This window comes from Novosphingobium sp. 9U (assembly GCF_902506425.1).
In the GTDB taxonomy this organism is placed as follows: Bacteria; Pseudomonadota; Alphaproteobacteria; order Sphingomonadales; family Sphingomonadaceae; genus Novosphingobium.
The window spans coordinates 136,804-160,297 of sequence record NZ_LR732488.1; the positions used below are offsets into that span (position 1 = coordinate 136,804).

General features: G+C 62.6%; 17 protein-coding genes and 1 pseudogene. 6 read left to right on the forward strand and 12 right to left on the reverse strand.

All coding sequences use genetic code 11. The features are described from left to right. Nucleotide 1 precedes the first annotated feature (1 nt). Nucleotides 2–2,347 carry a transketolase gene (locus tag GV044_RS14865; protein ID WP_159872248.1) on the reverse strand — a complete coding sequence of 782 codons (2,346 nt, stop codon included), beginning with the start codon at nt 2,345–2,347 and terminating at the stop codon, nt 2–4. A gap of 124 nt (nt 2,348–2,471) precedes the next feature. Between GV044_RS14865 and GV044_RS14870 the strand changes: the two genes are divergently transcribed. From GV044_RS14870 to GV044_RS14880, 3 genes are all read left to right on the forward strand, one after another. Next, complete coding sequence (locus GV044_RS14870) at nt 2,472–2,951, forward strand: Lrp/AsnC family transcriptional regulator (protein ID WP_159872250.1); 480 nt, start codon at nt 2,472–2,474, stop codon at nt 2,949–2,951. A gap of 123 nt (nt 2,952–3,074) precedes the next feature. Then, nucleotides 3,075–3,782, forward strand: a complete 708-nt coding sequence (locus GV044_RS14875; protein ID WP_159872453.1) for a CoA transferase subunit A — start codon at nt 3,075–3,077, stop codon at nt 3,780–3,782. Beyond that, a complete protein-coding gene (locus tag GV044_RS14880) occupies nt 3,782–4,417 on the forward strand; it encodes a CoA transferase subunit B (protein WP_159872252.1) in 636 nt (211 codons plus the stop codon). Before GV044_RS14875 ends, GV044_RS14880 begins: the two co-directional genes overlap by 1 nt. A 522-nt stretch (nt 4,418–4,939) precedes the next feature. Here the strand turns inward: GV044_RS14880 and GV044_RS14885 are convergent. Together GV044_RS14885 and ilvB are read right to left on the reverse strand one after the other, a co-directional pair. Beyond that, nucleotides 4,940–5,707: a tyrosine-protein phosphatase gene (locus GV044_RS14885; protein ID WP_159872254.1), complete on the reverse strand. Its 768-nt coding sequence runs from the start codon at nt 5,705–5,707 to the stop codon at nt 4,940–4,942. A 246-nt stretch (nt 5,708–5,953) separates the two neighbouring features. Next, the gene (gene ilvB, locus GV044_RS14890) at nt 5,954–7,708 is read right to left on the reverse strand and encodes a biosynthetic-type acetolactate synthase large subunit (RefSeq protein WP_201299118.1); all 1,755 of its coding nucleotides are present in this window, start codon (nt 7,706–7,708) and stop codon (nt 5,954–5,956) included. 442 nt (nt 7,709–8,150) lie between these two features. Between ilvB and GV044_RS14895 the strand changes: the two are divergent. Beyond that, nucleotides 8,151–9,042 (forward strand): annotated as a pseudogene (locus GV044_RS14895) (HEPN domain-containing protein). 402 nt (nt 9,043–9,444) lie between these two features. On the opposite strand, the gene GV044_RS14900 reads toward GV044_RS14895, so the two are convergent. The 9 genes from GV044_RS14900 to GV044_RS14940 form a co-directional block, all read right to left on the reverse strand. Continuing rightward, nucleotides 9,445–11,778 (reverse strand): acyl-CoA dehydrogenase, encoded by a 2,334-nt coding sequence (locus GV044_RS14900; protein WP_159872258.1) that lies wholly within the window; start codon nt 11,776–11,778, stop codon nt 9,445–9,447. Nucleotides 11,779–11,788: 10 nt separating this feature from the next. Beyond that, on the reverse strand, nt 11,789–13,216 hold the full coding sequence (locus GV044_RS14905; RefSeq protein ID WP_159872260.1) for a Rieske 2Fe-2S domain-containing protein: 1,428 nt from the start codon (nt 13,214–13,216) through the stop codon (nt 11,789–11,791). A gap of 13 nt (nt 13,217–13,229) precedes the next feature. Next, a complete protein-coding gene (locus tag GV044_RS14910) occupies nt 13,230–14,387 on the reverse strand; it encodes a phosphotransferase (protein WP_159872263.1) in 1,158 nt (385 codons plus the stop codon). Then, complete coding sequence (locus tag GV044_RS14915) at nt 14,384–14,875, reverse strand: nuclear transport factor 2 family protein (protein ID WP_159872265.1); 492 nt, start codon at nt 14,873–14,875, stop codon at nt 14,384–14,386. Before GV044_RS14915 ends, GV044_RS14910 begins: the two co-directional genes overlap by 4 nt. Before the next feature lie 19 nt (nt 14,876–14,894). Further along, nucleotides 14,895–15,686: an SDR family NAD(P)-dependent oxidoreductase gene (locus tag GV044_RS14920; RefSeq protein WP_159872267.1), complete on the reverse strand. Its 792-nt coding sequence runs from the start codon at nt 15,684–15,686 to the stop codon at nt 14,895–14,897. Next, on the reverse strand, nt 15,683–16,609 hold the full coding sequence (locus tag GV044_RS14925) for an SDR family NAD(P)-dependent oxidoreductase (protein WP_159872269.1): 927 nt from the start codon (nt 16,607–16,609) through the stop codon (nt 15,683–15,685). The genes GV044_RS14920 and GV044_RS14925 overlap by 4 nt, the downstream gene beginning before the upstream one ends. Nucleotides 16,610–16,656: 47 nt before the next feature. Further along, nucleotides 16,657–17,886, reverse strand: coding sequence for a cytochrome P450 (locus GV044_RS14930; RefSeq protein ID WP_159872271.1), 1,230 nt, complete (start codon nt 17,884–17,886; stop codon nt 16,657–16,659). A 14-nt stretch (nt 17,887–17,900) separates the two neighbouring features. Beyond that, a complete protein-coding gene (locus GV044_RS14935) occupies nt 17,901–20,120 on the reverse strand; it encodes a TonB-dependent receptor (protein WP_159872273.1) in 2,220 nt (739 codons plus the stop codon). A 154-nt stretch (nt 20,121–20,274) separates the two neighbouring features. Further along, nucleotides 20,275–21,132 carry an enoyl-CoA hydratase gene (locus tag GV044_RS14940; RefSeq protein WP_159872275.1) on the reverse strand — a complete coding sequence of 286 codons (858 nt, stop codon included), beginning with the start codon at nt 21,130–21,132 and terminating at the stop codon, nt 20,275–20,277. Between the two features lie 207 nt (nt 21,133–21,339). On the opposite strand from GV044_RS14940, the gene GV044_RS14945 reads away from it, so the two are divergent. Together GV044_RS14945 and GV044_RS14950 are read left to right on the forward strand one after the other, a co-directional pair. Continuing rightward, the gene (locus GV044_RS14945; RefSeq protein WP_159872277.1) at nt 21,340–21,813 is read left to right on the forward strand and encodes a MarR family winged helix-turn-helix transcriptional regulator; all 474 of its coding nucleotides are present in this window, start codon (nt 21,340–21,342) and stop codon (nt 21,811–21,813) included. Between the two features lie 48 nt (nt 21,814–21,861). Then, nucleotides 21,862–23,493, forward strand: a complete 1,632-nt coding sequence (locus GV044_RS14950) for a class I adenylate-forming enzyme family protein (RefSeq protein WP_159872279.1) — start codon at nt 21,862–21,864, stop codon at nt 23,491–23,493. Nucleotide 23,494: the final 1 nt, after the last annotated feature.

Below are 23,494 nucleotides of genomic sequence, written 5' to 3' on the forward strand. Positions count from 1 at the left end.
CTCAGTTCTCCAGGATCAGTTCGGCGACCGCCTCGACGATGGCGTCGGCGTCGATGCGGTAAGTGCGGTAGAGATCGGGAATGTCACCGGTCTGGCCGAAGGTGTCGGTGCCGAGCGGGCTAACTCGATTGCCCTTAACCCCGCCAAGCCAGGACAACGCCGCGGGCGAGCCATCGAGTACCGTGACGAGCGCCGCGTCCGGAGCGAGCCGGCCAAGCAGCGTCTCGGCATGGCACGGCGTCGGAGACGCACCTTTCCAGCGCGCGGCATGGCGGGCCGACCAGCCGCGGTGAAGCACGTCGGGCGAGGTTACGTTGAGGAGGCCGAGCCCCGGCACGTCGCCAATCATCGACTCCCATGCGGCGAGTGCCTCGGGAGCAACAGCACCGGTGAAGACGATTGCCGCTTCGGCATCCGGGCCGGGCTCACGGAGCCAGTAGCCGCCCGCCAGCGCATCGGCCTGCCACGCATCGTCAGCGCGCTTGGCTTGCGGGATCGAGCGGGTCGACAAGCGGAGGTAAACGGAACTGCCGTCCTGCTGCTGCATGTAGTCGAACGCCCAGCGCATCATGATCGCCACTTCGTCAGCGAAGGCCGGCTCGAAGTAGGTCAGCTTGGGCTGGCCCATGGCGATCAGAGGCGGGTTGATCGACTGGTGCGCACCGCCTTCGCCGGCCAGCGTGATGCCCGAGGGCGTGCCGACCAGGAGGAAGCGGGAGTCCTGGTAGCACCCGTAGTTCAGCGCATCGAGGCCGCGTGCAATGAAGGGATCATAGACCGTTCCCACCGGCAGCAGCCGCGTGCCGAAGTGCGAAGCGGCAAGTCCCAGCGAGGTCAGCATCAGGAAAAAGTTGTTCTCGGCAATGCCCAGCTCGATGTGCTGCCCGGCCGCGTGCTGGATCCACTTCTGCGCCGAGGGGATCTTGGCGTGCTGGAAGACGTCGTGCAGCTCCTGGCGGCGGAACAACCCGCGCTGGTTGACGAAGGCGCCCAGATTGGTGGTCTGTGTGACGTCGGGCGCCGTGGTGACGAGGCGGTCGGCCAGCGGCTCGCCTGACTTGGCGAGATCGAGCATCACGCGCCCGAACGCGGCCTGGGTCGAAAGCTCGTCGCCGGTCGGAACGGGGAAGGATGCGGGCACCGGCACTTGCGCGGCGTCGGGCTCCCGGAGCTTGCGGGCGATCGGTGTTTGCTCGAGGAACGCCTGCAACTGAGCGACGGCATTGGCGCCGACGCCGGCCCACTTGTCCCATTCCTGACCGGCGGCGATGCCCATGTCGTCGCGCAACTTTTCGATCTGCGGACCATTCATGCTGCCCGAGTGGTTGTCCTTGTGGCCAGCCAGCGGCGTGCCATAGCCCTTGACGGTGTAGGCGATGAACAGCGTCGGCCGATCATCGTCGGCGGTTGCGAACGCCTCCATCAAGGTCTCGATGCAGTGGCCGCCAAGGTTAGTCATCAGCTTGGCGAGGCCATCGTCATCGAAGCTGGCAAGCAGCTTGGCGACCTGCGGCTTGCCGCCGATGTCCGTCGTGAGGCGCGCGCGCCACGCGGCGCCGCCCTGGTAGGTGAGCACCGCGAACTCGGCGTTGGGGCAATTGTCGATCCACTCACGGAGCGCCTCGCCGCCAGGGCGCGCGAATACATCGCGCTGCAGCTTGCCGTACTTCAGTGTCAGAACGCGCCAGCCGCAGGTCTCGAAGATGTCGTCGAAGCGGCGAAACATGCGGTCGGCAGTAGTCGCATCGAGCGACTGGCGGTTATAGTCGACGATCCACCAGCAATTGCGAAGATCGTGCTTGTAGCCCTCGATGAGGCACTCGTAAATATTGCCCTCATCGAGCTCGGCATCGCCCATCAGCGCGATCATGCGGCCGGTGTCCGCCTCGTCGAGGCGACCATGAGCAACCAGGTAATCCTGGACCAGGCTGCTGAACGCAGTGACTGCCACGCCAAGGCCAACCGAGCCGGTCGAGAAATCGACGGGGATCGTGTCCTTGGTGCGCGAAGGATAACTCTGGACGCCGCCCAGGCCCCGGAAGCGCTGCATCTTGTCGAGCGATTGCTCCCCCAGCAGGTAGTGCATCGCGTGGAGCACCGGCCCGGCATGCGGTTTCACCGCCACCTTATCCTGAGGCCGTAGCGCATGAAAGTAGAGCACCGACATGATCGTCGTGATCGACGCGCAGCTTGCCTGGTGGCCGCCTACTTTGAGGCCGTCGCGCTTCGGGCGGATGTTGTTGGCATTGTGGACCATCCAGGACGATAGCCAGCGAAGGCGGTCTTCCAAGGTTGCCAGGTGCGTGACGAGTTCGCCTTGCGCCTCGTGCCGGACTTCGATTCCCATTACAATGCTTCCTGCCGTTTGCCGCTGTGTACCTCAAAACCCCTTGGCAGGTCCTTGCGCATTTGGTCAGGATCGATACACTGAGCGCAGGATCTGCCGATATTAGTGGGAAGTTTAGCACATAGTGGCCCAGGTGAAGCTAGATGCGCTTGATCGAAAGATCCTTGCGGCATTGCAGCAGAATGGACGGATTACAAATCAGGAGCTTTCCGAGGCAGTCGGACTCTCGCCAAGTCCTTGCCTGCGCCGCCTGCGTCGCTTGGAGGAAAGCGGCGTGATCTCCGGTTACGTGGCTCTAGTCGATCCGGGCAAGGTCGATCAGGCGGTTAGCGCGTTCGTACGGGTTCGTCTTGACCAGCAGGACGATGGTCATCTGACCGCCTTTGAGAAGGCCGTGGCTCAGTTTCCCGAGATCATGGAATGTTACCTGATGACAGGCGATTGTGATTATCAACTCCGTGTACTATCCAGATCGCTCGAGAGTTTCGAAGATTTCCTGAGGTCGAAGCTGACCAAGATCCCCGGCGTGTCTGGTGTAACCACAAGTTTTGCACTGCGGCCGGTTGTCTATAACACAAGAGTTCCCTTGGAGATTGATGGATAGGTCTATACTCAGATAGGGTGAGTGGCTGATCTCCGACTTTTGGCGAAAATTTACAACTTTGTGGTCTGGTCGCCACTCTTAGCGTTGGGCGTTCGACTCCTCAACATGGAGACAAGAATTCAGATGAAGAAGCTCTACCCCGATGCCACCGCCGCGCTGGACGGCCTCTTGCGTGATGGCTTGCTGATCGCGAGCGGCGGCTTCGGTCTTTGCGGACTTCCCGAGCGGCTGCTCGATGCCGTGCGCGACAGCGGCGTCAAGAACCTGACTTTCGCCAGCAACAACGCAGGCATCGACAACGAAGGCATCGGCAAGCTGCTGCGCACCAAGCAGGTCAGCAAGATGATTTCGTCCTACGTGGGCGAGAACAAGGAGTTCGAGCGCCAGTACCTCTCGGGCGAACTGGAGGTGGAGTTCTCACCGCAAGGCACACTGGCCGAGCGGATGCGCGCGGGCGGCGCCGGCATTCCCGGCTTCTACACCAAGACAGGTGTCGGCACCCTGATTGCCGAGGGCAAGGAGACCAAGGTCTTCAACGGTGAGGAATACGTGCTGGAAGAAGGCATCTTCGCCGACCTGGCGCTGGTCAAGGCCTGGAAGGCGGACGAGACCGGTAACGTCGTGTTCCGCAAGACCGCGCGCAACTTCAACGTGCCTGCCGCGACTTGCGGCAAGGTCTGCGTGGTCGAGGTCGAAGAGATCGTGCCGGTCGGCAGCCTCGATCCCGACGCGATCCACTTGCCGGGCGTCTACGTCCAGCGCCTGATCCTGGGCGCGCCCTATGACAAGAAGATCGAGTTCACTACCACACGCGAGAGGGAGACCGCCTGATGAGCTGGAACCGCGACCAGATGGCTGCCCGCGCCGCGCAGGAGCTTGAGGACGGCTTCTACGTGAACCTGGGCATCGGCATCCCGACGCTCGTCGCCAACCATGTGCCTGCGGGCATGACCGTGACCCTCCAGTCCGAGAACGGGATGCTGGGCATCGGCCCGTTCCCCTACGCTGACGAGGTCGACGCCGACCTCATCAACGCGGGCAAGCAGACCGTCAGCGAACTGCCGCACTCGGCCTACTTCGATAGCGCCCAGAGCTTCGCGATGATCCGCGGCGGGCACATCGATCTCGCTGTGCTGGGCGCGATGGAGATCGCCCAGAACGGCGACATCGCCAACTGGATGATCCCGGGCAAGATGATCAAGGGCATGGGCGGCGCCATGGACCTCGTTGCCGGGGTCAAGAAGATCATCGTCGTCATGGAGCACACCGCCAAGGACGGCAGCCCCAAGTTCATCCCCGCGTGCACCCTGCCGCTCACCGGCAAGAACGTCGTCGACATGATCGTCACCGACTTATGCGTCTTCGCCCGGCCCGATCACGCGAGCGCGTTCAAGCTGGTAGAGCTGGCGCCAGGAGTGAGCGCCGAAGAGGTCGCGAGCAAGACCACGGCGAAGTACGAGAGCTGACCCGTACGGGTGCTGCTGACAGGCTCATCAGGCTGGCTCCGCAGGCACCTCGAGCCGCTGCTCGTGCAGGTGGGGCACACAGTTGCCGGGCCGATGCCGCTCCGAACTGCTGTGCAAGTAATCGAAAGTGAGCAGGCGAGCTGTGCCAACGCGGTGATCCGCACGTTGAGAATTCTCCACACGGAGCACCGAAGCGAGCACTTCTTGTCGGCGCCGCGCGGATCGATGCGGTTGCCGACGAACGGATTGCCCTAGCCTTACTATCGCTCGTCGCATCGGGCCTCGGGACGGACGTGCAGTGCCAATGTCATGAGCTCGTTAGTGTCGTTGCCGCGGCGAAGTTCTCGGCCACCACGGCTTTGACCTTCGACCAGGAGGACCCGCTCGGTGGCTAGCGAACTCTATACGGCCATTCCCACAGCTCGCTGGCCTCGCCATTCCTGCTGGCGCGTCCGACGAGTATGTTCATCGGCTCTGTTTTTCGTTCGCACGTCGGTCAGCGTTTGGCCGGTCATGCCCCCCTCAGCCGTCAGGTCCATCTGCCAAAAAAGCTCCACGCAGACGTTCGAGCGCGGAGGCGTTGAGGCCGCCATCGCGAAGGTAGCCTTCAACACTGCCATGCCGCTCGCGGATAGCGTTGAGGGCTGCAGCGATATATGACGGTTTGACCTCTATCAGAGCGTCTACAAGCGCATCATCCCATATCTTCCCGGAAGGCGTGGGATGTTCGCGGACATACTCGCGGAGCCGCTCCATTCCAGGCGCCCCATTCGATCGCATATATTCGTCGACAATCGTCGCGTCGTCGACGCCTAAAACCGAAAGGAGCAGGGCTACGAGCGTGCCCGTCCGGTCCTTTCCTGCGGAGCAGTGAATGAGCGTGCGGCCGCCGCGAAAAGCCATGCGCTCCAGCGCGTTCGCGAAAAGTGGCTTGTAGTTCGCATCGAAGGGGAGGGCGGCGTAGAACTCGCGGTAGGCTGCATCGATCTGCGCCACGCCTTCCCCCGCGGTTCGCATTATATTGAGGTGTGGTGCATCCTCACCGATCTTGCTGGGATGGTAAATCAGGCGTTCGGCGTGCGCCGGCGGCCAAGGCGACACGTGCTTAGTGCGTTCATCAAAGTAGCGCAGATCGACCACCAGATCGAAGTCCATCGCCAGCATCAACTCGCTTGCGTCACGTGCGAGCGACGCGAGGTGGCCGCTGCGATACAGGCACCCCTCCCGCACGTAACGGCCCTCGACGTTCCGACTCCCGCCGAAGTCGCGGAAATTAATGAGCGTGGTCACTACATCTCTCCGATTGGGCGCACCAGTGCGAGCGTGCGGTTTGCTAAGATGCCGCGAGCTAAGCGGTATCGGGATCTCGATCCATTCCTGTCCATTCGCCAGCTCGCAGCCAAGCCGATGCTTGGATGTGGCCAGATGCCTGACACGAGGCTTCGCCCGATGCCGTCGGAGTGTATGTTATGCACGTCTCACAACAGCTTTGGAGAAGCTGCGTCGAGAAGCTATTGAAGTCGCAGGCAGCTTGCATCAGACCTCACACAGCGACGCAGTACGTTGAGTGTTGGGGATGTCCGCGTCGCCGAATAGCATCTCGGTGTGAGCGGAACCGCTAGGGATCATCGGGTAGCAATTTGAAGATTGCGCGACTTCGCACTCTACCAGAACCGGTCCCTCCGTTTGCAACATCTTTTCAATCGTGTCGTCAACCTCACCCGCCTCGCTGAGACGCAAGCCATGCCAGCCAAACGCCTGAGCAAGCGCGACAAAGTCGGGCAATGCCTCGGAGTAACTCGCGGCGTATCGCCCGGCGTAACTGACATCCTGAAGCTGCCTCACCATGCCAAGGCGCCGATTGTTGAGGAGGAAGATCTTGATCGGCAGGCGATACTGGGCCGCTGTGGACAGTTCTTGGATGTTCATAAGCAGTGAGGCTTCTCCTGCGACCTCAACCACGAGAGTGTCCGGATTCCCAATCTGCGCGCCGATGGCTGCTGGCAAGCCGTACCCCATTGTTCCCAATCCGCCGCTTGTCAGCCAGCGGTTTGGTTTGACAAAGCCGAGATACTGCGCGGCCCACATCTGGTGTTGCCCAACTTCGGTGGTCACGATGGCGTCGCGGTCTTTGAGCGCGCGGTTGAGCCTATCCAGAGCGTACTGGGGCAGGATAGGTCCGTCGCCTTGTGCGTAGTCCAGGCACCTTCTGCGGCGCCATACCTCGATCTGGTCTAGCCAACTTTGTTTGTCTGCTGCCGTAATTTGCCGCTGGCGCCACGTGGCGCAAATTGTCTGCAGTGCCTCAGCCGCGTCAGCAACGATGCCGAGCTCGACCAGCACTATTTTCCCTATTGAACTGGGATCGACGTCGATGTGGACCTTGCGGGAGTTAGGGCTGGAGCCATCAAGCCTGCCAGTCACCCGATCGTCGAAGCGTGCACCCACGGCGAGGATGAGGTCCGCCTGGTTCATCGCCATGTTGGCTTCATAGGTGCCGTGCATACCGAGCATACCGAGCCACTGTGGGTGTTCAGCCGGCAACGCGCCGAGGCCCATCAGTGTTGAGGTGACGGGCGCTCCGGACAACTTGGCGAGTTCGCACAGAGCCCGGCTTGCCTGAGGTCCAGCATTGATCAAGCCCCCACCCGTGTAGATAACAGGACGTTTGGCTTGTGCGAGCATCTGGACTGCCCGTCCGAGGTTGCCGGCCGACGCGCTGCTAGGAACCTTGCAGCGCTTTGCTGCCTGTGCTCGAGCCTCCGTTGGCGCGTAGGCGCCCTCCGCAATCTGCACGTCATTCGGTAAATCGATGAGGACCGGCCCGGGTCGACCTGACGAGGCAATTGCGAACGCCTCGGCCACCACACCGTTGAGCTGGTCGGGATGCTTAACTAGGTAGTTATGCTTGGTGCAATGTCGAGTTATGCCGACCGTGTCACACTCCTGGAAGGCGTCTGTCCCAATAAGTTGCGTGGGAACCTGGCCGGAGATGACGACCACGGGGACTGAATCCATGAGCGCATCAGCAAGTCCGGTCACCGTGTTTGTGGCTCCCGGCCCTGACGTCACGAGCACGACTCCGACCTTGCCCGTCGAACGGGCGTAACCCTCTGCAGCGTGGATGGCACCGGCCTCGTGCCGGACAAGAATGTGACGTATCTGGTTTTGTTGAAACAGAGCGTCATAGACCGGGAGGATCGCGCCACCCGGGTAGCCGAAGATCGTGTCAACACCCTCGTCGACGAGCGATTGGATCAAAATGGCCGCGCCGGACATCGTAGATTTCATAGTGCACCTCGGTATTCCTCGCGTTCTAACGCGAAGAGGGCAGGCGAGTCCTTGCGATTAGGACGTTGGGTAGCACCCGTTGAACACGAAACTTGCGCGGGGACGCGTACTGTGCAGCAATCTGCCATAACGGAGAAATGCAGAGCAATGATCCGAGTGCGACGTAGGTTGTGTGTATCGCGCGCACGCCGCCCCACGTTGAATTTCTCGGGAATGAGCGCAACCCTCAGACTAAGCCAGTTCGTGAACCGGTCAGAGTCGCTCGCGGATCATTTCACCGTCTCGGATGCCCGTCACACTGACGATCGGGGAGCGTGCCTCCACGCGGTACCCCCTGCGCGTGGAGCCAACCGAAAAGTAGCTGGCCCATCTGCGCAGCGCCCGGCTGATCTTGCCCACCAGCACTGTAGCGTCCTGCCATGTAGACCTTCGCTCGGTGAGCATGTGGATGGTCTCCACCGTAGGCGGTGTTCTTATCATCTTTGAAGAATTCTATGCCGCGCACGAGAATGCTACGTCTCGGCGCAAGCGGGGGCGCATCCTTAAGCTGATCCTCTACGACAGCCATGCACGCGGTGGCTGGGTCGACGAGCCGCATACGGCGACGGGCTACGTCTCCGACTTCGACCTACTTGTCATCGTCGACCAGAAGGAGCTTACCGATAGGGCCGCCTACTGGACCGCGACCGAGCAGCGTCTTATCGAGGAGAAGCTTGTCGAGCGTCTGCGCACGCCGGTCAATTTCGTGGTGCACTCCTGGCAGGAAGTAGGCGACGGCTCGCACACGGAAGATTCTTCTTCCTCGACATCGCACGTGATGGTGTCGTGCTGCAGAAGGTCGACGACAGGACGTTCCCGAGCCGAAGCCCGAAACTCCAAAGCGGGCGCTTGCGATGGCGCGGGAGTACTTCGACGAATGTTTTCCGAGCGCGGCGGAGTTCCTTTAAAACTACCTTTTTAATCTGTCGAAGGGACGGCACAACAGTTCTGCCTTCCGGCTCCAACAGTCGGCCGAGCGCTTGTACCATAGCGTGCTGCTGGTCAGCACCTTTTACACGCCACACAACCACAATCTGGCGTTTCTACGCATACAGGCCGAGCGGTTGGACATGCGCTTGGTGTACGCATGGCCTCGTGAGACCCGGCGCGAGCGTGCCATGTTTGAGAGGCTCAAGGATGCGTACGTCGAGGCGCGCTACTCCAAGCACTATCAGATCAGCGCGGACGAGCTTACTTGGCTCGGCGAACGCGTGGAGGAGCTCGGCCGCGTAGTCCTCGCCATCCGCTCTGAGTGCATCGCCGAGCTGGACGCTACTGCGCGGCGAGCTGGTTAGCTGTTCGACATTGCAGCCAGGAAGAGCAATGGCCCTCCTGCACCCTACCGGATCGCCGGAACGCAAAGCGTAGTAGATCAGCTGGATTGGAGACAGGTCAATCCTGTAAGAGCGAAAGGGAGTGTTTCTGTCGCTGCGGCATCGAGCGTTTGGCGAGGTACAGGGCAGGGTACCGTCGGGCAGTATCGGCTTCGCGCACTCGTTAGATCAATTGTTTGCGTTGCCAAGTCGACGGAGGCCGCAGATTTGACGCCGAGCACCGTCAAAGTAAGGCGCATGCCGACGATTGTCGCTACGAAAGTGGCACGTTCTTTAACCTGTCTCGCCTTGCCGCTGCCAGTGGTCACTGCGGTATGAGCATTGGCGCAGCTCGCGAGGATGGCTGAAGTAGAGAAGATACTTTCATCCTATATCGAGTATGTGTCTCGCGAGCACCGTGCGCTGGATCTCGCTTGAGCCGCCGGCAATCGTGAGAACCCTGTTGTTCAAGTAGCGCCGAGTTGATGATAGTGCCTTGTGATTCGTGTCTCTGGTGATGACTTCGTCATCACGGAAGTGATCAGGCAGATCGACAACAGCGAAAGATCCGAGCGTTTGCATCACAAGCTCGTCGACTTCTTGCCCTGCCTCGCTCCAAAGCAGCTTGAGAACGGAAGCGGTCATCTCTTGTGATGCCGCGACCCGTGCTGGACTGTATACCCGGTGCACTTCGATGAGGCGAATGGCAAGGCAGCGAACCTCCAACTGAGCAAACGATGTCCGAAAAAGGGGATCATCCCACATCGATCCGTCACTAGCGTTAGGCTGTGACTCGGCGATGCTGCGCAGCCGGGCGAGTTCGCGCACCAGCGTCGGTACCTGATGTCCGACGCCGCGCTCGTGCTCAAGGAGGTACATGGCGACCTCCCAGCCTTCGTTCTCGTCACCGACAAGGTTCGTTACCGGCACCAGCACATCGTCGAAGAAGACCTGGTTGACTTCGTGATCGCCCGAAATCGAGATGATGGGCCGCACTTCGATGCCAGGGCTGTCGAGCGGCACAAGAAGGAAGCTGATTCCTCGATGCCGCGCGGCTTGGGTGTCCGTACGTGCGAGCACGAAGATCCAGTTGGCGAACTGAGCAAATGTGGTCCAGATCTTCGAGCCATTGAGTCGGTAGTGCTCACCGTCGCGAGCAGCACGCAACTGCAGGCCCGCAAGGTCAGAGCCGGCGCCCGGTTCGGAGTAACCCTGGCACCAAAAGTCGTCTCCAGTAAGGATGCGGGGCAAGAACCGCGCCTTCTGTTCGGCCGTCCCGAAACGCATGAGCACCGGCGCGAGCATCTGCAACCCCATGGCAGGCAGTCGTGGTGCACCCGCGAGCGCCATCTCCTGTTCGAACGCCTGCCGTTCGCGAGGGCTCCAGCCAGTGCCGCCTTGTTCCTTCGGCCATCCCGGCGCGACCCAGCCCTTGGTGGCGAGCCGCCGTTGCCACGCGGTGCTGACGTGAGGAGGAGAAAACGCACCGGTCTCCAGGTCCGCTTGCCACGCGAGTTCTGAAGTGAGTTCTTTTGCCAGGAAGGCGCGCACTTCGGCACGCAGCGCTTCGGCACCGGCATTTACCGCTTGCAGTCTGCCAAGGAGGTCGTGGTGCGTGTCGGGCAAGGTCGCCCCCACGCACAAAGCCACCTCCGATAGACTGCCTTGGCTGTCACGACCCTCGCGCTGGAGCACTGTGGCGCGTCGAAAAAGGCGTGCGACCGGCGTCTCAATCATCATCCCCACGGCGCCGTGGATTTGCACGGCGTCTCTCGCCACCCGGTTCAGTTCGGTGGAGGCGGAGTAGCGGGCCGCCGCGACCAGAAGAGGGCGGCGGTCAAGGTCGCGAGCGAGCCCTTGAACGGCGGCTTCGGTAAGCGCTTCGGCCTGTTCGAGGGCAATGTACAAGTCGACGAGGCGATGGCGCAGGACTTGGAAGTCTGCCAATCGCTTGCCGAATTGCTTGCGCTGGCGCGCGTAGTCGGCGGTAGTGCGGAGCATTGCGCGCATGAGGCCCAGGCTTTCGCAGCAGCGACCTGCCTCCCCGTCGAGCAGCAGCGCGCTCAAGGCGGCGGCGTTGCTAGCGATCCGGTCTTCCCGGCCGAGATGTACGCCGTCGAGCAGTACGTCTGCACACGGGGCGCCATCGATCGCATCGTAGCTAGAGAGAGTGACACCTGCGCGGTCGGCGGGCACCAGGAACAGACCAGGTCCATCTGAATCTTCAGAATGGGCGGACACGAGCAGGTATCGAGCGATCGGAGCGAAACGGACCCCGCACTTTAAGCCCGTCAATCGCCAACCAGCATCATCTGCCTGAGCAACCGTCCGCAGCGGCCCAGCGCGTCCCCGCAATCCGCGTTCGTCGTGCGCGACGGCTACGATCTCATCGCCTTTGCCGATCGCCAGTAGCAGGTTGTCGTGTCGGTTTTCGTCCGCTCTGAGCAAAGCGCGGCCGGCCATGACGACCGTATCCAAGTATGGCGTCGCAAGGCCATGCTCACCCAATTTTTCGAGCACGATAGCGGCATCGAACATGCCACCCCCAGTCCCACCGAGCGGCTCGGGGAAGGGCGCTGCGAGCACCCCGAGTTCGCTGCCCAGGGCCCTCCAAAAGTCGCCGGCCCAAGGCTGACCGGGCGAGGTGGTATCACCCAGGAAGCGGCCCAGCATGGCAGCAAGGAGGTCCTGCTCCTCCGTTCGCTCGAACAGGTCCATGTCGAAGAGTTCAGGTGGCAGGATCGGCCATGAGCGCATCCAAAACTTCGTTCCAGTGCTGGATGATCATTTCCTGGTACTTGCCCAAGGTGGAAAAGGCCCGGTCTGCGGGGGCGGCGTGCATGCCGCGCTGGATCAGCGGCATGTTGGTCATGTCCTGATCGAAGATGGTGCCCAGAAGCCCAAAAGCAGGCACCTTGTCCTCTATGCGCTCCTCGGGGCCGACTTCAACCGCGGGCGAGGAGGGGGGGCGTGGCGCGCCCTCTGCAATCGGACGCAGCAATCGTACCTCGAAGAACGAGAGCTCCGGGTCGCTCGGGTGTGGAGTAAACTGGTATGTGAACGGCAGCGATTCTGCGAGCCAGAACACCGCGTGCGGGAACATGAAGTAGAGCAGGCTGTCCAGCATGACCCCGTCGGTTGCGTGCCGCTCGCGTCCATAGGTCGCCTGATACGCCTGGCGGTGCCACTCGCCAATCTGGGCCCGCACGTCGCCTTGTGGATCGAGTTCGGGTTGGGGAAACTCGGGATAATGCCAGCCGCCGGTCACCATCGCATAGACTTGTGCCGCCTCGATCGCGCTGGCTTCGGATGGCGCATGCATGCTGGGCACGGCCGATGGTGTGGTTTGCCGCGCTACGTGGCCGGTCCCGGTTTCCCATAAATCGTACTGGGTCTGGCTATCGCCATTGTACGGCACGCCCTGCGGGTGCGTCGCATAGACGTGGTAGGATTCCATGAAGGCTTCCTGCGCCACTTTCCAGTTGGCCTTGACCAGCTTGCGGAAGCGTGCGGCGGTGTAACGGTTATCCAATCCGAACTTGGCGAAATGCTCCGGCATAACACTCAGCGCCTCGACGAGCGGGGGCGCATCCGCATCGGCATTGATGAACAGGAACCCACCCCAGCTCTCGATACGCGCCTCGCGCAGGCCGCCGTTGAGCGGTGTGATCTCGGGGAAATCCCAATGGCTTGGGATGCCTTTCAGTTTTCCCGAGGTGTGCCACTCCCAGCCGTGGTAGGGGCAGCGGATGGTGGCAGCGTTCTGATGTTCGTTGCACAGACGGGTACCGCGGTGGGGGCACGAGTTATAGAATGCCTTGAATGCATCTGCCTCGGTGCGCACGAGAACGAACGACAGCGGTCCGCAATCGAAAGGCACGCGATCGCCCACCTCGGGAATGTCCTCCTCGCGTGCGGCGTAGAGCCAGGACCTAGACCAGACCCGCTCGATTTCCTTGTCCATGAAGCTGCGCTCGTAATAGCGCGCGAAGTCGACATGCGGACGATCAGGCTCGAAATCGCCTACGGCGAGCGTGGCCGGCTCAGCCGGTCGGGAATCTCGCTCCCATAGCGTCTTCACCACGGGACGGTGTTCGTTGCCGTAGCCGCGCTGGAGCTGGCGGCCTGCCGCATTCTTCAGGGTGGTCGGAATCATGGTGCCGGCTTCCTCAGGAAAAGCTGTCGAGTGCGTCGTGATCGTCGATCGACGTGAGCAGGCGTTCGATGAACACCAGGCTGGTCTTCTCGGGCTGCATGGAGGGCATGTTCTGCGCCGGGCACAGCGTCACGGTCCAGAATGCCAAGGCGCTGAACACCTGCTGCCGGCACAGAAGCCGCGCTTCGTCGAACGACGGCGCGCCGACGCCATTCTGGGCAGAACGCTCAAGATAGAGGCGCAGGAGGTCGTCTTCCCAGGCGCGGCGATCCTCAACGGCGAGCGCGGTGGTGACCGCGTACACGAAGTCCCGGCTCCAGTTGCCGATCGACATGATTTGCCAATCGCTCAGGCCCATTGTGCCATCCGGCATTGCGTACCAGTTCTTGAGGTGCACATCGCTGTGCATCAGCGTCTGGGGCAAAGCGGCGTGTGCCCGAACCGAGGCTTCGGTGCAGGGCCAGATCTCGTCGCGCCGCGCGAGCAGGGGGGGCGGCACGCGCTCACCCATGCGGTCGATCGAGCGGCGGCTGGAGTCATCCCACCCGGGCGAGTGGAGCATCAGATTGCCCCAGAACTCGGGCCAGGGACGATAGGGCACTGCTGGAGTGCCCAGCGCCGGGTCCTGATGGAAGGCGGCGTGGAAGTCAGCAAGCAGGGTGACCATGGACTCGGCACGCGCCCGGTCGATGACTGTGCTCTCGTCGCAAAACGCGACCTTGTCGGACAAGTCCTCGAACACGACCGCGTAGGCGAAGCTCTCCTCATCGAAACCGGCGAACAGCGCTCGGGGAGCCTCGATTGGCAGCTTGGCGCGCAAGTTGTTGAAGAAGAACACCTCAGCCTGGGCCGTGCCGGCGGCACCGAGCATGATGCGGTTGAGCAGCTGATCGGCGACCTTGCAGAACAGTCGTTCGGGCAAACGGGCCGCGCGTCCGGCCTCGTTGTAGCGCAGTTCGATGTGCCGGCGGTTGGTCGAGCCGTCGTCCCGTTCGCCGAGCACGATGTGCTCGACCTTCGCACCTGGCGTGTTGCGGCACAACACCGCGGTGAACCACGCCGGCGTCATCGACTCCGAACTCCAAGGGATGTCAGTTGCGGTGAGTGCGGACGGCGGGCTCGCGGCATCGCGCTCGTAAGCGCGAGTGATGGTGTCGACGATATCCTTCACGCCGGTGCTCCTTGCGTGGTTGCAGGCAAGCCGAATGCATTGCGCACCGCATGGGTGTCCCAGTAGAGCGGTCGCCAATCGAAGATCTGGCCATCGTGGAAGCGAAAGACCTCGGTGCAGGGAGCCTCGTAGGGTGCACCGGTGGCGGCCGACCGGGCAGAGACCTGCATGCATGCAACCACGAGGTCGCCCGCGGCGGTCAGTTCGGTAATCGTCACGTGCATCTTGGCCCAGGCAACCATGACCTGCTCGAAGCCGGCGAGCGTCTCATCCAAGCCTTTGGTGTCCATCGCATAGGGCAGCGACGGAGCCTGATGCAGGCTGACAGAAGGGTGGAGCAGCGCCATGAAGCGCTCCATCTTGCCTTCGGCGATGTCCTGATATGCTTCAAGCAGGCTGGCGCGATTGGCGCGCGCGGTCTCATCCATGCCGTTCTGACTGGCGAGATCGACTGCCAGTCGGAAGCCGGCGTCGCTGTCGTTGTCCATGGCCTGCCTCTCCGTCACGTCACGTGTTCATCGTCGCAAAGGCGCCGGCGGCGAAGTCCTCTGGAAAGGCCGAGCGTCGCAGGTGATTGCCGCCGTCGACCGGCAGCAGTGCGCCAGTGACGAAGCACTCGGGCGAGGCCAGCCAGAGGCAGGCCGCGGCGATGTCGTCGGCGGTCGCCCCGCGTTTTAGCGGCACTTCCTTGAGGATCGCCTCGAGCACCCCTGGGGCAGCGCGGAACGGCTCGGTCATCGGCGATTCGATAAGTGCCGGAACCACGCCGTTGACGCGGATCTGCTTGGCGCCGAACTCGAGCGCGGCGTAGCGGATCATGGTGTTCGTTGCCGCCTTGGCGCAGGCATAGGCAATCTGCTCGGGGACGACGTGGGTCGAGGCAATCGAGGAGATGACGCTTATCGCACCACCCAAGGACATATTCGCCGCAACGTCGCGCACGAAGCAGAACGGCCCGATGTAGTTGACACCCATCGCCTGGATCAGCTGTTCGGGCGCGATCGCCTCCATCGTGCCGGCAAGCGGCCAACCGGCGGCGTAGATGCCGATGTCGATCGGGCCGAGCAGTTCGACGCTGCGTGCAACCAGGTGTGCGATCTGCGCGGGATCAGCGGCGTCGCAGGGGACTGCATGGCCGCCGATGCGCTCGGCCAAGCGCGCCAGCTCGGTCGCGTTACGGGCGGCGACAACGACGCGCGCGCCCTCTGCCGCGAGCCGCTCTGCCGTTGCCCAACCCGAGCCTCCTTCCGCAGAAGCGCCGACGACGATTGCCGCCTTGCCCTCGAATCGGCGGCTCACAACACGCCCTCACGCCGTGCCGCTTTGCCGCTATAGCGGTCTTCGACGCCGTCGAGCAGATAGGCGCGGGCAGCAGGCTCGGATAGCCGCTGCGGCGTCCAGCCGTCCGCGTCGTGCATCGAGCGCACTATCTCGGGATCGGAGTAGAGCCCGACAGTGCCGCCGCCGACGAAGAACGTCTCGCCGTTCGCCGGGCGCGAGGCGTCGCTGCACAACCATGCGACGAACTGGCCCACTTGGGCGGGCGGGTTGATCTCGTCGAGATTGACCCAACGATTGCCGTGGATCGGAAAGCCCAGCACGTCCTGCGACGTCGTCAGCGTCTCGAACAGCTTCTCCGAGCCCATGTTGGTCAGGGCACGCGGGCGGATCGCGTTGCAGCGCACGCCATACTGCGCCAGCTCGCGCGCTACCGACTTGGTAAAGGCAACAATGCCCTCCTTGGCGGCGGCATAGTTCGCCATGCCGAGATGACCGAGGCCGGACTCCGAGGCGGTGTTGACGATCACGCCGCTGCGCTGGTCGCGGAAGATCGGCGCAGCGTGGCGCGTCGTGGCGAAGTGGCCGGTGAGGTGGACGGCGATGACCGAGTGCCACTCCTCCTCTGTCATTTCCGCGATCGACGCCGGCCGGGCAAACCCGGCATTGTTGACGAGAATGTCGAGGCGGCCGAATGCATCGAGCGCGGCCTCGACAATGCGGCGCCCGGCATCGAACGAGCCCACATCCTCATGAAAAGCGACCGCTTCTCCGCCAGCCCCGCGGATCATGCGCACAGTCTCGGCGGCGTTGTCCGACCCGCCATCTTGCGGCGCCAAGTCGTTTACCAGCACCCGCGCGCCATGGGTGGCGAGCGCCAGTGCTTCCTCGCGGCCAATGCCCAGCCCCGCGCCGGTGACGATCGCGACTTTGCCTCCAAGCATGACGCATCCTTCCCGCCCTGGTGCCGTTATGGTTCCGCTTTCGACGTTCACCACTTGAGCTCCAGCGTTTCCACTCCGAACACGAAGCCGCCGCGGGTGTGCGGCGGCTCTTGCGGCTCCGCGAGTTCGAAAGGCGGGATGCGTGCGAGCAACTCGCGCATCGCGAGTTGCAGCTCGTAGCGCGCGAGGTTCGCGCCCATGCAGAAGTGCGTGCCAAAGCCGAACGCGGTGTGCCGACCCTGTCGGTCGAACCGGACGGTCTCGGGGGCAGCGAACACCGAGCCGTCCAGGCTCGCGAGGCCAGTCAAAATGGTCACCCAGTCGCCCTTGCGGATCGTCACACCCTCTATCGTCACGTCCTCCTGCGCTTGGCGCGAGATGTGGACGGGAGAATGGCGGCGGAGCAGTTCTTCGATGGCCTCGGGGATCTTCCCGGGGTGCGCTCGCAACTCCGCTTGCACCTCTGGATGCGTGGCGAGGTACTGAAAGTGAAAACCTAGCGAGGCAGTGACGGTGTCGAGCCCGCCAGTGAACAGCACGAAGGCCATGCCCAGCTTATCGTCATCCGACACCGGTGCGCCGTCGATCTCGGCGGTAGCGATGCGGCTGGCGATGTCATGCCGCGGGTTGGCGGCGCGCTCTTTCAGCAGCGCCCGCAAGAATGTCGCGATCGACTGCGCGCCGGCGGCGTTCTCGGCGAGGTCGGACGAATGCAGAAGCTGGCGGACCCACTCCAGGAATGTCTCGCGCGGATGGCCGGCAAGGCCGAAAATCTCGAGGAACACCGAGATCGGGAACGGTATCGCGAACTCCTGCACGAAGTCGCAGCCGCTCTTCGCTGCCAGCGGCTCTATCAGGTCGAGCGCGACGGTGCGGATGCGATCTCCCAAGGCCTCGACTGCCGGTTGCGAGAACCAAGGGTTCATCAGGGCGCGGAACTTCCCGTGATCGGGCGGGTCCATCTCGATCGGGCCGAACCGCCAGGTCTCGCCGATCAGCTGCGAGAACTCGGTCTGGTTGCGCGCCGAGAACAGCTTGGGACGCGAGAGCACCATGCGGATGATCTCGGCACGCGTCGGCAGCCAGCTCTGGCCTTTGAGCGGATTGCACAAGTTATAGACCAGCGGCGGCTCTTCGCCGACCCGGCGTATGAACGCGAAAGGGTCGCGTGCCATCAGCGGGTCGTTGAAGTAGTCGATCCGGCGAATGAGCTCGGGTGGCACGTGGGCGGCCACGGGCCGCCCATGGAAGTCCCTGAGCCCGGGATCAAGGGTCATTGCGGCCTCTCCTGTCACCACTTGTAGCTCGCGCGCACACCGTAGGTGCGCGGCTGCGCTACCGACTCGTTGGCGTTGAACGGTGCGAGCGTCGAGCGGTCCTCGTAGTAGCGCTCATCGGCAAGATTGTTGCCGAAGACGCTAAGTTGCCAGGTTTCGTCGGCTGGGCCGAAGTCGATGCTGGCATTGATCATGGTCACTGCGGGCTGACGGTCGAGCCGAAGCGGGCCACCGGCGCCTGGGAAGAAGTCGTAGCCGTCGGTGTAGCGCACCAAGCCGTTCAGGCCGATCGCATAGGTGTCGCCGATCGGCATAGAGGCATCGAGACCGATGAAGCCAGTCCATTTGGGCGAACGCGGCAGCGGCGATCCCGAGAGATCCTCGAACGACTGGAACAACCCCACCCCCGGATCGAAGTCGACGACCGATGCATCCTCGAATGACTTGTACTTGGCCTTAAGGTAAGAGCCCCCGCCGAAGAACCTCAAGTTCTTGTTGAGCGAATAGCTGCCTTCCAATTCGACGCCGCGCCCGTCGGCTGAGGCGGCGTTCTGCACGACGGTACCCCCCGCGTCGATGTTGGCGACGGATACCTGCACGTCGGTGTACTTGTAGTAGAACGCCGCGAGCGAAAGCCGCAGGCTGCCGTCAGGTGAGCGATACTTCGCGCCAATTTCGTAGTTCTTGATCTTTTCTGGCGCAACGGCGATTTGCGGCGCGAAGGTGGGCGTGTTGTAGCCGCCAGCGCGGAAGCCCTTGTTGAAGCTGGCGTAAAGATTGACCGTGTCGAGGTCGTAGGCGATCACAAAGCGAGGGGTGACACTGCGGAAACTGACAGACTGTTTGAAGCTGGGAGGCGTGACACCGCCGCCGAAGCCGATGACAGCCGCGAGATTGGCATCCACATCAATGTCACGATGATCGTAGCTGTAACGAGCGCCGCCGGTGAGCGACAGGCGCTCGGTCGGGCGCAAGGTCAACTCGGCGAAGGCGGCAGCGGATCGAGTACGGACGTCTTGGCTGGAGAAGGGCTGCTCCCCCACTGCAGCCTCGATCGGAGCAAAGGCGAGGCCATTAGGGTTCGACCGTGCATAGCCAAGGTCATCGAGGAAACTCGCGCCGAACAGCACATCGTACCAGCCATGGGTTTCGGTCGATACGGTGAAATCCTGTGTCCACGTCGTACCGCCGACATCGTTGGCAAAGGCGAACAGCGGAATGTCGGTGCCGTCAGCATCGAGGATCGAGTTGGTGACCTTGAGTTTGCGATAGGCGGTGACGCTGCTGACGTTGAGGCCGTCGAACTTGCCCTCAATGCTCAGATTGACGCTTGTGCCCTTGTTGATGAGGTCTACGTCGACATCGTTGTAGACGGAGTAGGGATCGCTGGTGCTACTGCCACCTAACGCGCATGCAAGGCACCCCGGGGCCGTGAGACGGCCGCGCACGGCGAAGGGATTCTGCAGCTTCTGGCGGTTATGGTCGACGGTGAGTTTGGCGGTGACCTCGCTTGTAGGTTTCCACAGCAGCTTGCCGCGAAGGGCGTATGTGCGATTGCCCTTGGCATCGTCGCCGGTCGCCAGGTTGTGCACCCAGCCGTCGCCGCGGCGATAGCGCCCGGCGAAGCGGACCGCGAGCGTATCGCTCAACGGGAAGTTAGCGACGGCCTCGCCCATCGCCTGTTCGTAGTTACCGTATTCGGCGGTGACATGACCTTCGGTTTCGAAGGTAGGGTCAGCCGAACTCAGCAGAATGACACCGCCGGTGGCATTGCGCCCGTAGAGCGTGCCCTGAGGGCCTTTCAGCACCTGGATTGTGCCGGGATCGAGCAGGTCGAAAATCACGCCCTGCGTACGCTGAAGGTAGGAGCCGTCGACATAGACGGCGACGGGTGATTCAAGCCCGGCCTGAGGATAGCTGGCGCCAATTCCACGGATGTAGCTTTGCGAGAACCCGAGACCTGTATCGAATACCACACTTGGGGTGAGCGCGGCGATCTCGTCCACCGATTTGAGGTTGAGGTCCGTTACGATCTGCGCGGTGACTGCTGTCACTGCCACAGGGACCTTCTCCAAAGCTTCGGCGCGGCGCTGTGCGGTCACGACGATTTCGCCCGGTGCCGAAACGCCATCGGCTGCTTGGGGCGTTCCCGCGTCCTGCGCCTGTGCGAGGGTCCCCACGGCAAGTGCTGCGGCGCCGGCTCCGATTGAAAGCAGGATCTTCTGATAGCCCATGATATGCATCCCCTCCTTACTTTTTATTCGCGGGCAGGGTCGAGAGCCGGGGCTCGCATGACCACGTCAGAGCGAGTCTGACCGCCAATCTGTTATGCTAGCGTACTAATATGCAGCGGATTGTGGCTGTCAACACTATCCTGCGATTTGTCGTTCAAGTTGTTTCGCGCGGGACTTTGCCGGTGATCCGGGAGGGCATGCCGGCGGGATTGCCCTCAATCCCGAACAGCTCGCGATTATGGTAGTGGCAGACCTGGTGCATTTGGAACGCGGCTTCGAGCGCCTGCATCTGCCCCTGGGCGTCGATCGCTGCGTTGACGGCCTGTTTCACTAGCTTTGCCGCAAGGACCGGCTGCGCTGCGATGCGAACCGCCATCTCAAGCGCCGCATCGGGAAGGTCTTTGCGCGAGACCACGCGGTTGACCATGCCCATCTGCTCGGCCTCCCGCGCACTCCAGGCCGCGGCGGTCAGCAGCAACTCCTTGGCTTTGCGGTGGCCCAGCTCCCACGGGTGAGCGAACCATTCGACCCCACATACGCCCATTTCTACGACCGGATCGCAGAAGCGCGCGTCCTCAGCGGCGATGATGATGTCGCACGCCCAAGCAAGGATCAGCCCGCCAGCGACGCAGTTTCCATGGACTTGCGCAATTGTCGGCTTGGCCAGGTTGCGCCATCGAGTGGTGAGCTCAAAGAAAAGCTCCCGCTCGCGCGCGATATAGGCGTGCCCACCCTCTCCATCGAAGCCCGACCAGGTCCCCCGCGCTTCGAAGCGCTCGGCGGGTTCTGCCGAGATCTGCGCGCGCAAGTCATGCCCAGCCGAGAAGTCGGGACCTTCGGCGGCAAGAATGATTGCGCGTATTGAGTCGTCTCGAAGGCAATGGGTGAACGCATCGTCGAGCCGGTACAGCAGATCGAGGTTCTGCGCGTTGCGCGCGCGTGGACGGTCCAGCACAACGCGCGCCACGCCTTGTGCCGGATACTCGATCCGAACTTCCAATGCCGCCGTCATCCTGTTCCCCGTCACCTTGTTGATGCCGCCGAAAGCGAGTGTTCCGCCAATGAGATGGTACGCAAGCTTGCAATCGACGCGGTGAGGCTATACCGCTCTTTTTTGTAAAGCAAGTTGTCCTAACGATAAGGGGCAGTGACAGTGATGGCAGAACGATCCGGCGCTGGGTATGCAACCGGGAAAGCGGAAGGGGCTGATGCGGCTGAGATGGTTGCAGCGACCCAGCAGGCCAAGCGTGACTTGCGCCTCAACTTCCTGATCCAGGATGTCGCGCATCTGCAGCTCAGCTACTTTGACCGGTTCATGCAGCCGCTCGGCATCACTCGCTCTCAGTGGGAAGTCGTGATGTTCGTGTCTCGGCGCGAGGGAGCGAACCAGTCTGAACTCGCCTCCATGCTCGACATGAGCCGCGTCAACCTTGGCTCGTTGCTCGACAAGTTGGAAGCAGGAGGGTTCCTGCGCCGCAAACTACACCCGAACGACGGACGCGCCAAGTGCGTCTACCTGACTGACAAGGGCAACGGCATCGTCGAACAGATCCGGGCCCATCAAGAGGAATACAACGGCATCGTCCTGGCCGACCTCAAGGGGTACGAACGGGACATGATGATCGACCTGCTCAAACGGATGAAGCACGCGATGCAGGAAGCGCCGCAGCAGGCGCTGAACCAGGCCGCCTGAACCATCGGGAACAAATCGAAGGGCAAGCCACGGAGGGGAAGGGTGACCATGACGCAAGTGCAAGCAGGGGCGGTCGGGCCGGATGGCCTGCGCATCGGGCTCGGAACATCGGCGACGATGCCGTTCGGACATGCCGGCATTGGCGACCTCGTGGCGAACCTTACCCTATCAGGTGATCGCGCTGCGCTTGTCGATGCGGCGGGTACGCTGACGTACGCGCAACTGGCAGACAGGCTTGCGCGTGCGAGCCGGGGCTTGCAGGGGCTCGGGATCGGCCCCGGCGCGGTGGTCGCCGCCAGCGCGGCCAACGGTAATGACCTGATCATAGCCTTTCTCGCGGTCCAGCGGCTGGGCGCGCTTTGGGCAGGGGTAAACCGCTTCCTCGCCTCGCCGGAACAACTCGCCCAGCTTGATCTCGTTCGCGCGACGCATCTGCTGGCCGAGCCCTCGGTGATCGAGCGGCTGGCCGCAGCCCGCGCTGATGCAACCTGGCGCAACTGCTCGATCGGCGATCCCGACAGTGATTTCGCCCGCATTGTCGCGCAGGCGGCGCCCGCGCCTATTGGATTGCCGCAAGTGGATGTGCATGCGCCCGCCGCCATCGGCTTTACCAGCGGCACTACTGGTGACCCCAAAGCGGCGGTCCATTCGCAGCATACCATGATGACCTTCGTGAATGGCTGCCTGCACGGCGATCTGGGCGGGCAGTGGCGGCCAGGCCTGGTGCGCAGTCACCCGATTCCGCTGACGATCCTTAACGGCATGATCTATGGACCGATGGTTGCGCTGGCGAGCGGCGGCACCTTTGTGTCGATGGATCGAACCGACGCGGCGGGTATTGCCGATTGGATCGTGCGCGCCGGCGTGCAGACGATCAACTGCACGCCCACAACAGTGCGCGACTGGCTGGTCAAGCCCGAGCTTGCCAACGTGACGCTGCCCTCGCTCGAAGTGGTTGCGGTCGGCGCCGCGCCGATCGAGGATACCATCCGGCAGGTGTTCCTGGATCGCTTCGGTTTCGAGATCGTGGCTGACTACGGCATCAGCGAGTCGCCCTGCAGCATGGCCTCCAGCCGGCCCGAGCATCGCCCCCCTGAGAACAGCGTGGGCCAAGCGCATCCATTCCTCAGGATTGCCATACTGGACGATGAAGGCGCGTCGGTCGCCAATGGGGAAGTGGGCGAACTCTGCGCCGGCCCATGCGAGGACGGGCCTTGGGCCGGTGTTTACAGCGCCATGCTGGGCTACCTTCACGCACCCGCAGCCACTCGGGCCACCTTCCACGGCGCTTGGCTGCGCACCGGCGACATGGCGCGAATGGACGAGGCGGGTAACATCACCATCGTCGGTCGGCGCAAGGAAATGATCTTGCGCGGCGGCGCCAACGTTTACCCCGCCGAGGTCGAGCGAGTGCTTAATGGCCACCCCGCCGTGGCTGAGGCCGTAGTCGCCAGCCTGCCCGATGCACGCCTCGGCGAAGTGGTCGCGGCATGGGTTCTTCCCAAGGCTAAGCACGAGGGAGGCACCCGCCTGCGCGCGGACTTGCAGGCCTACGCACTAGCGCGGCTCGCGAAGTACAAGGTACCGGAGCGCTGGTTCATCGTCGATGATTTCCCGCGCAACAGCATGAACAAGCCGCAAAAGGAGCGCCTGCGATCGCTCGCTTGCGAGCCGCTGTGAT

Bases quoted from the DNA above. Each gene is read 5' to 3' on its own strand.
- GV044_RS14865 (WP_159872248.1), bottom strand. From the start codon at position 2,347: ATGGGAATCGAAGTCCGGCACGAGGCGCAAGGCGAACTCGTCACGCAC.
- GV044_RS14875 (WP_159872453.1), top strand. From the start codon at position 3,075: ATGAAGAAGCTCTACCCCGATGCCACCGCCGCGCTGGACGGCCTCTTG.
- GV044_RS14880 (WP_159872252.1), top strand. From the start codon at position 3,782: ATGAGCTGGAACCGCGACCAGATGGCTGCCCGCGCCGCGCAGGAGCTT.
- ilvB (WP_201299118.1), bottom strand. From the start codon at position 7,708: ATGAAATCTACGATGTCCGGCGCGGCCATTTTGATCCAATCGCTCGTC.
- GV044_RS14900 (WP_159872258.1), bottom strand. From the start codon at position 11,778: ATGGACCTGTTCGAGCGAACGGAGGAGCAGGACCTCCTTGCTGCCATG.
- GV044_RS14905 (WP_159872260.1), bottom strand. From the start codon at position 13,216: ATGATTCCGACCACCCTGAAGAATGCGGCAGGCCGCCAGCTCCAGCGC.
- GV044_RS14915 (WP_159872265.1), bottom strand. From the start codon at position 14,875: ATGGACAACGACAGCGACGCCGGCTTCCGACTGGCAGTCGATCTCGCC.
- GV044_RS14925 (WP_159872269.1), bottom strand. From the start codon at position 16,609: ATGCTTGGAGGCAAAGTCGCGATCGTCACCGGCGCGGGGCTGGGCATT.
- GV044_RS14930 (WP_159872271.1), bottom strand. From the start codon at position 17,886: ATGACCCTTGATCCCGGGCTCAGGGACTTCCATGGGCGGCCCGTGGCC.
- GV044_RS14935 (WP_159872273.1), bottom strand. From the start codon at position 20,120: ATGGGCTATCAGAAGATCCTGCTTTCAATCGGAGCCGGCGCCGCAGCA.
- GV044_RS14940 (WP_159872275.1), bottom strand. From the start codon at position 21,132: ATGACGGCGGCATTGGAAGTTCGGATCGAGTATCCGGCACAAGGCGTG.
- GV044_RS14945 (WP_159872277.1), top strand. From the start codon at position 21,340: ATGGTTGCAGCGACCCAGCAGGCCAAGCGTGACTTGCGCCTCAACTTC.
- GV044_RS14950 (WP_159872279.1), top strand. From the start codon at position 21,862: ATGACGCAAGTGCAAGCAGGGGCGGTCGGGCCGGATGGCCTGCGCATC.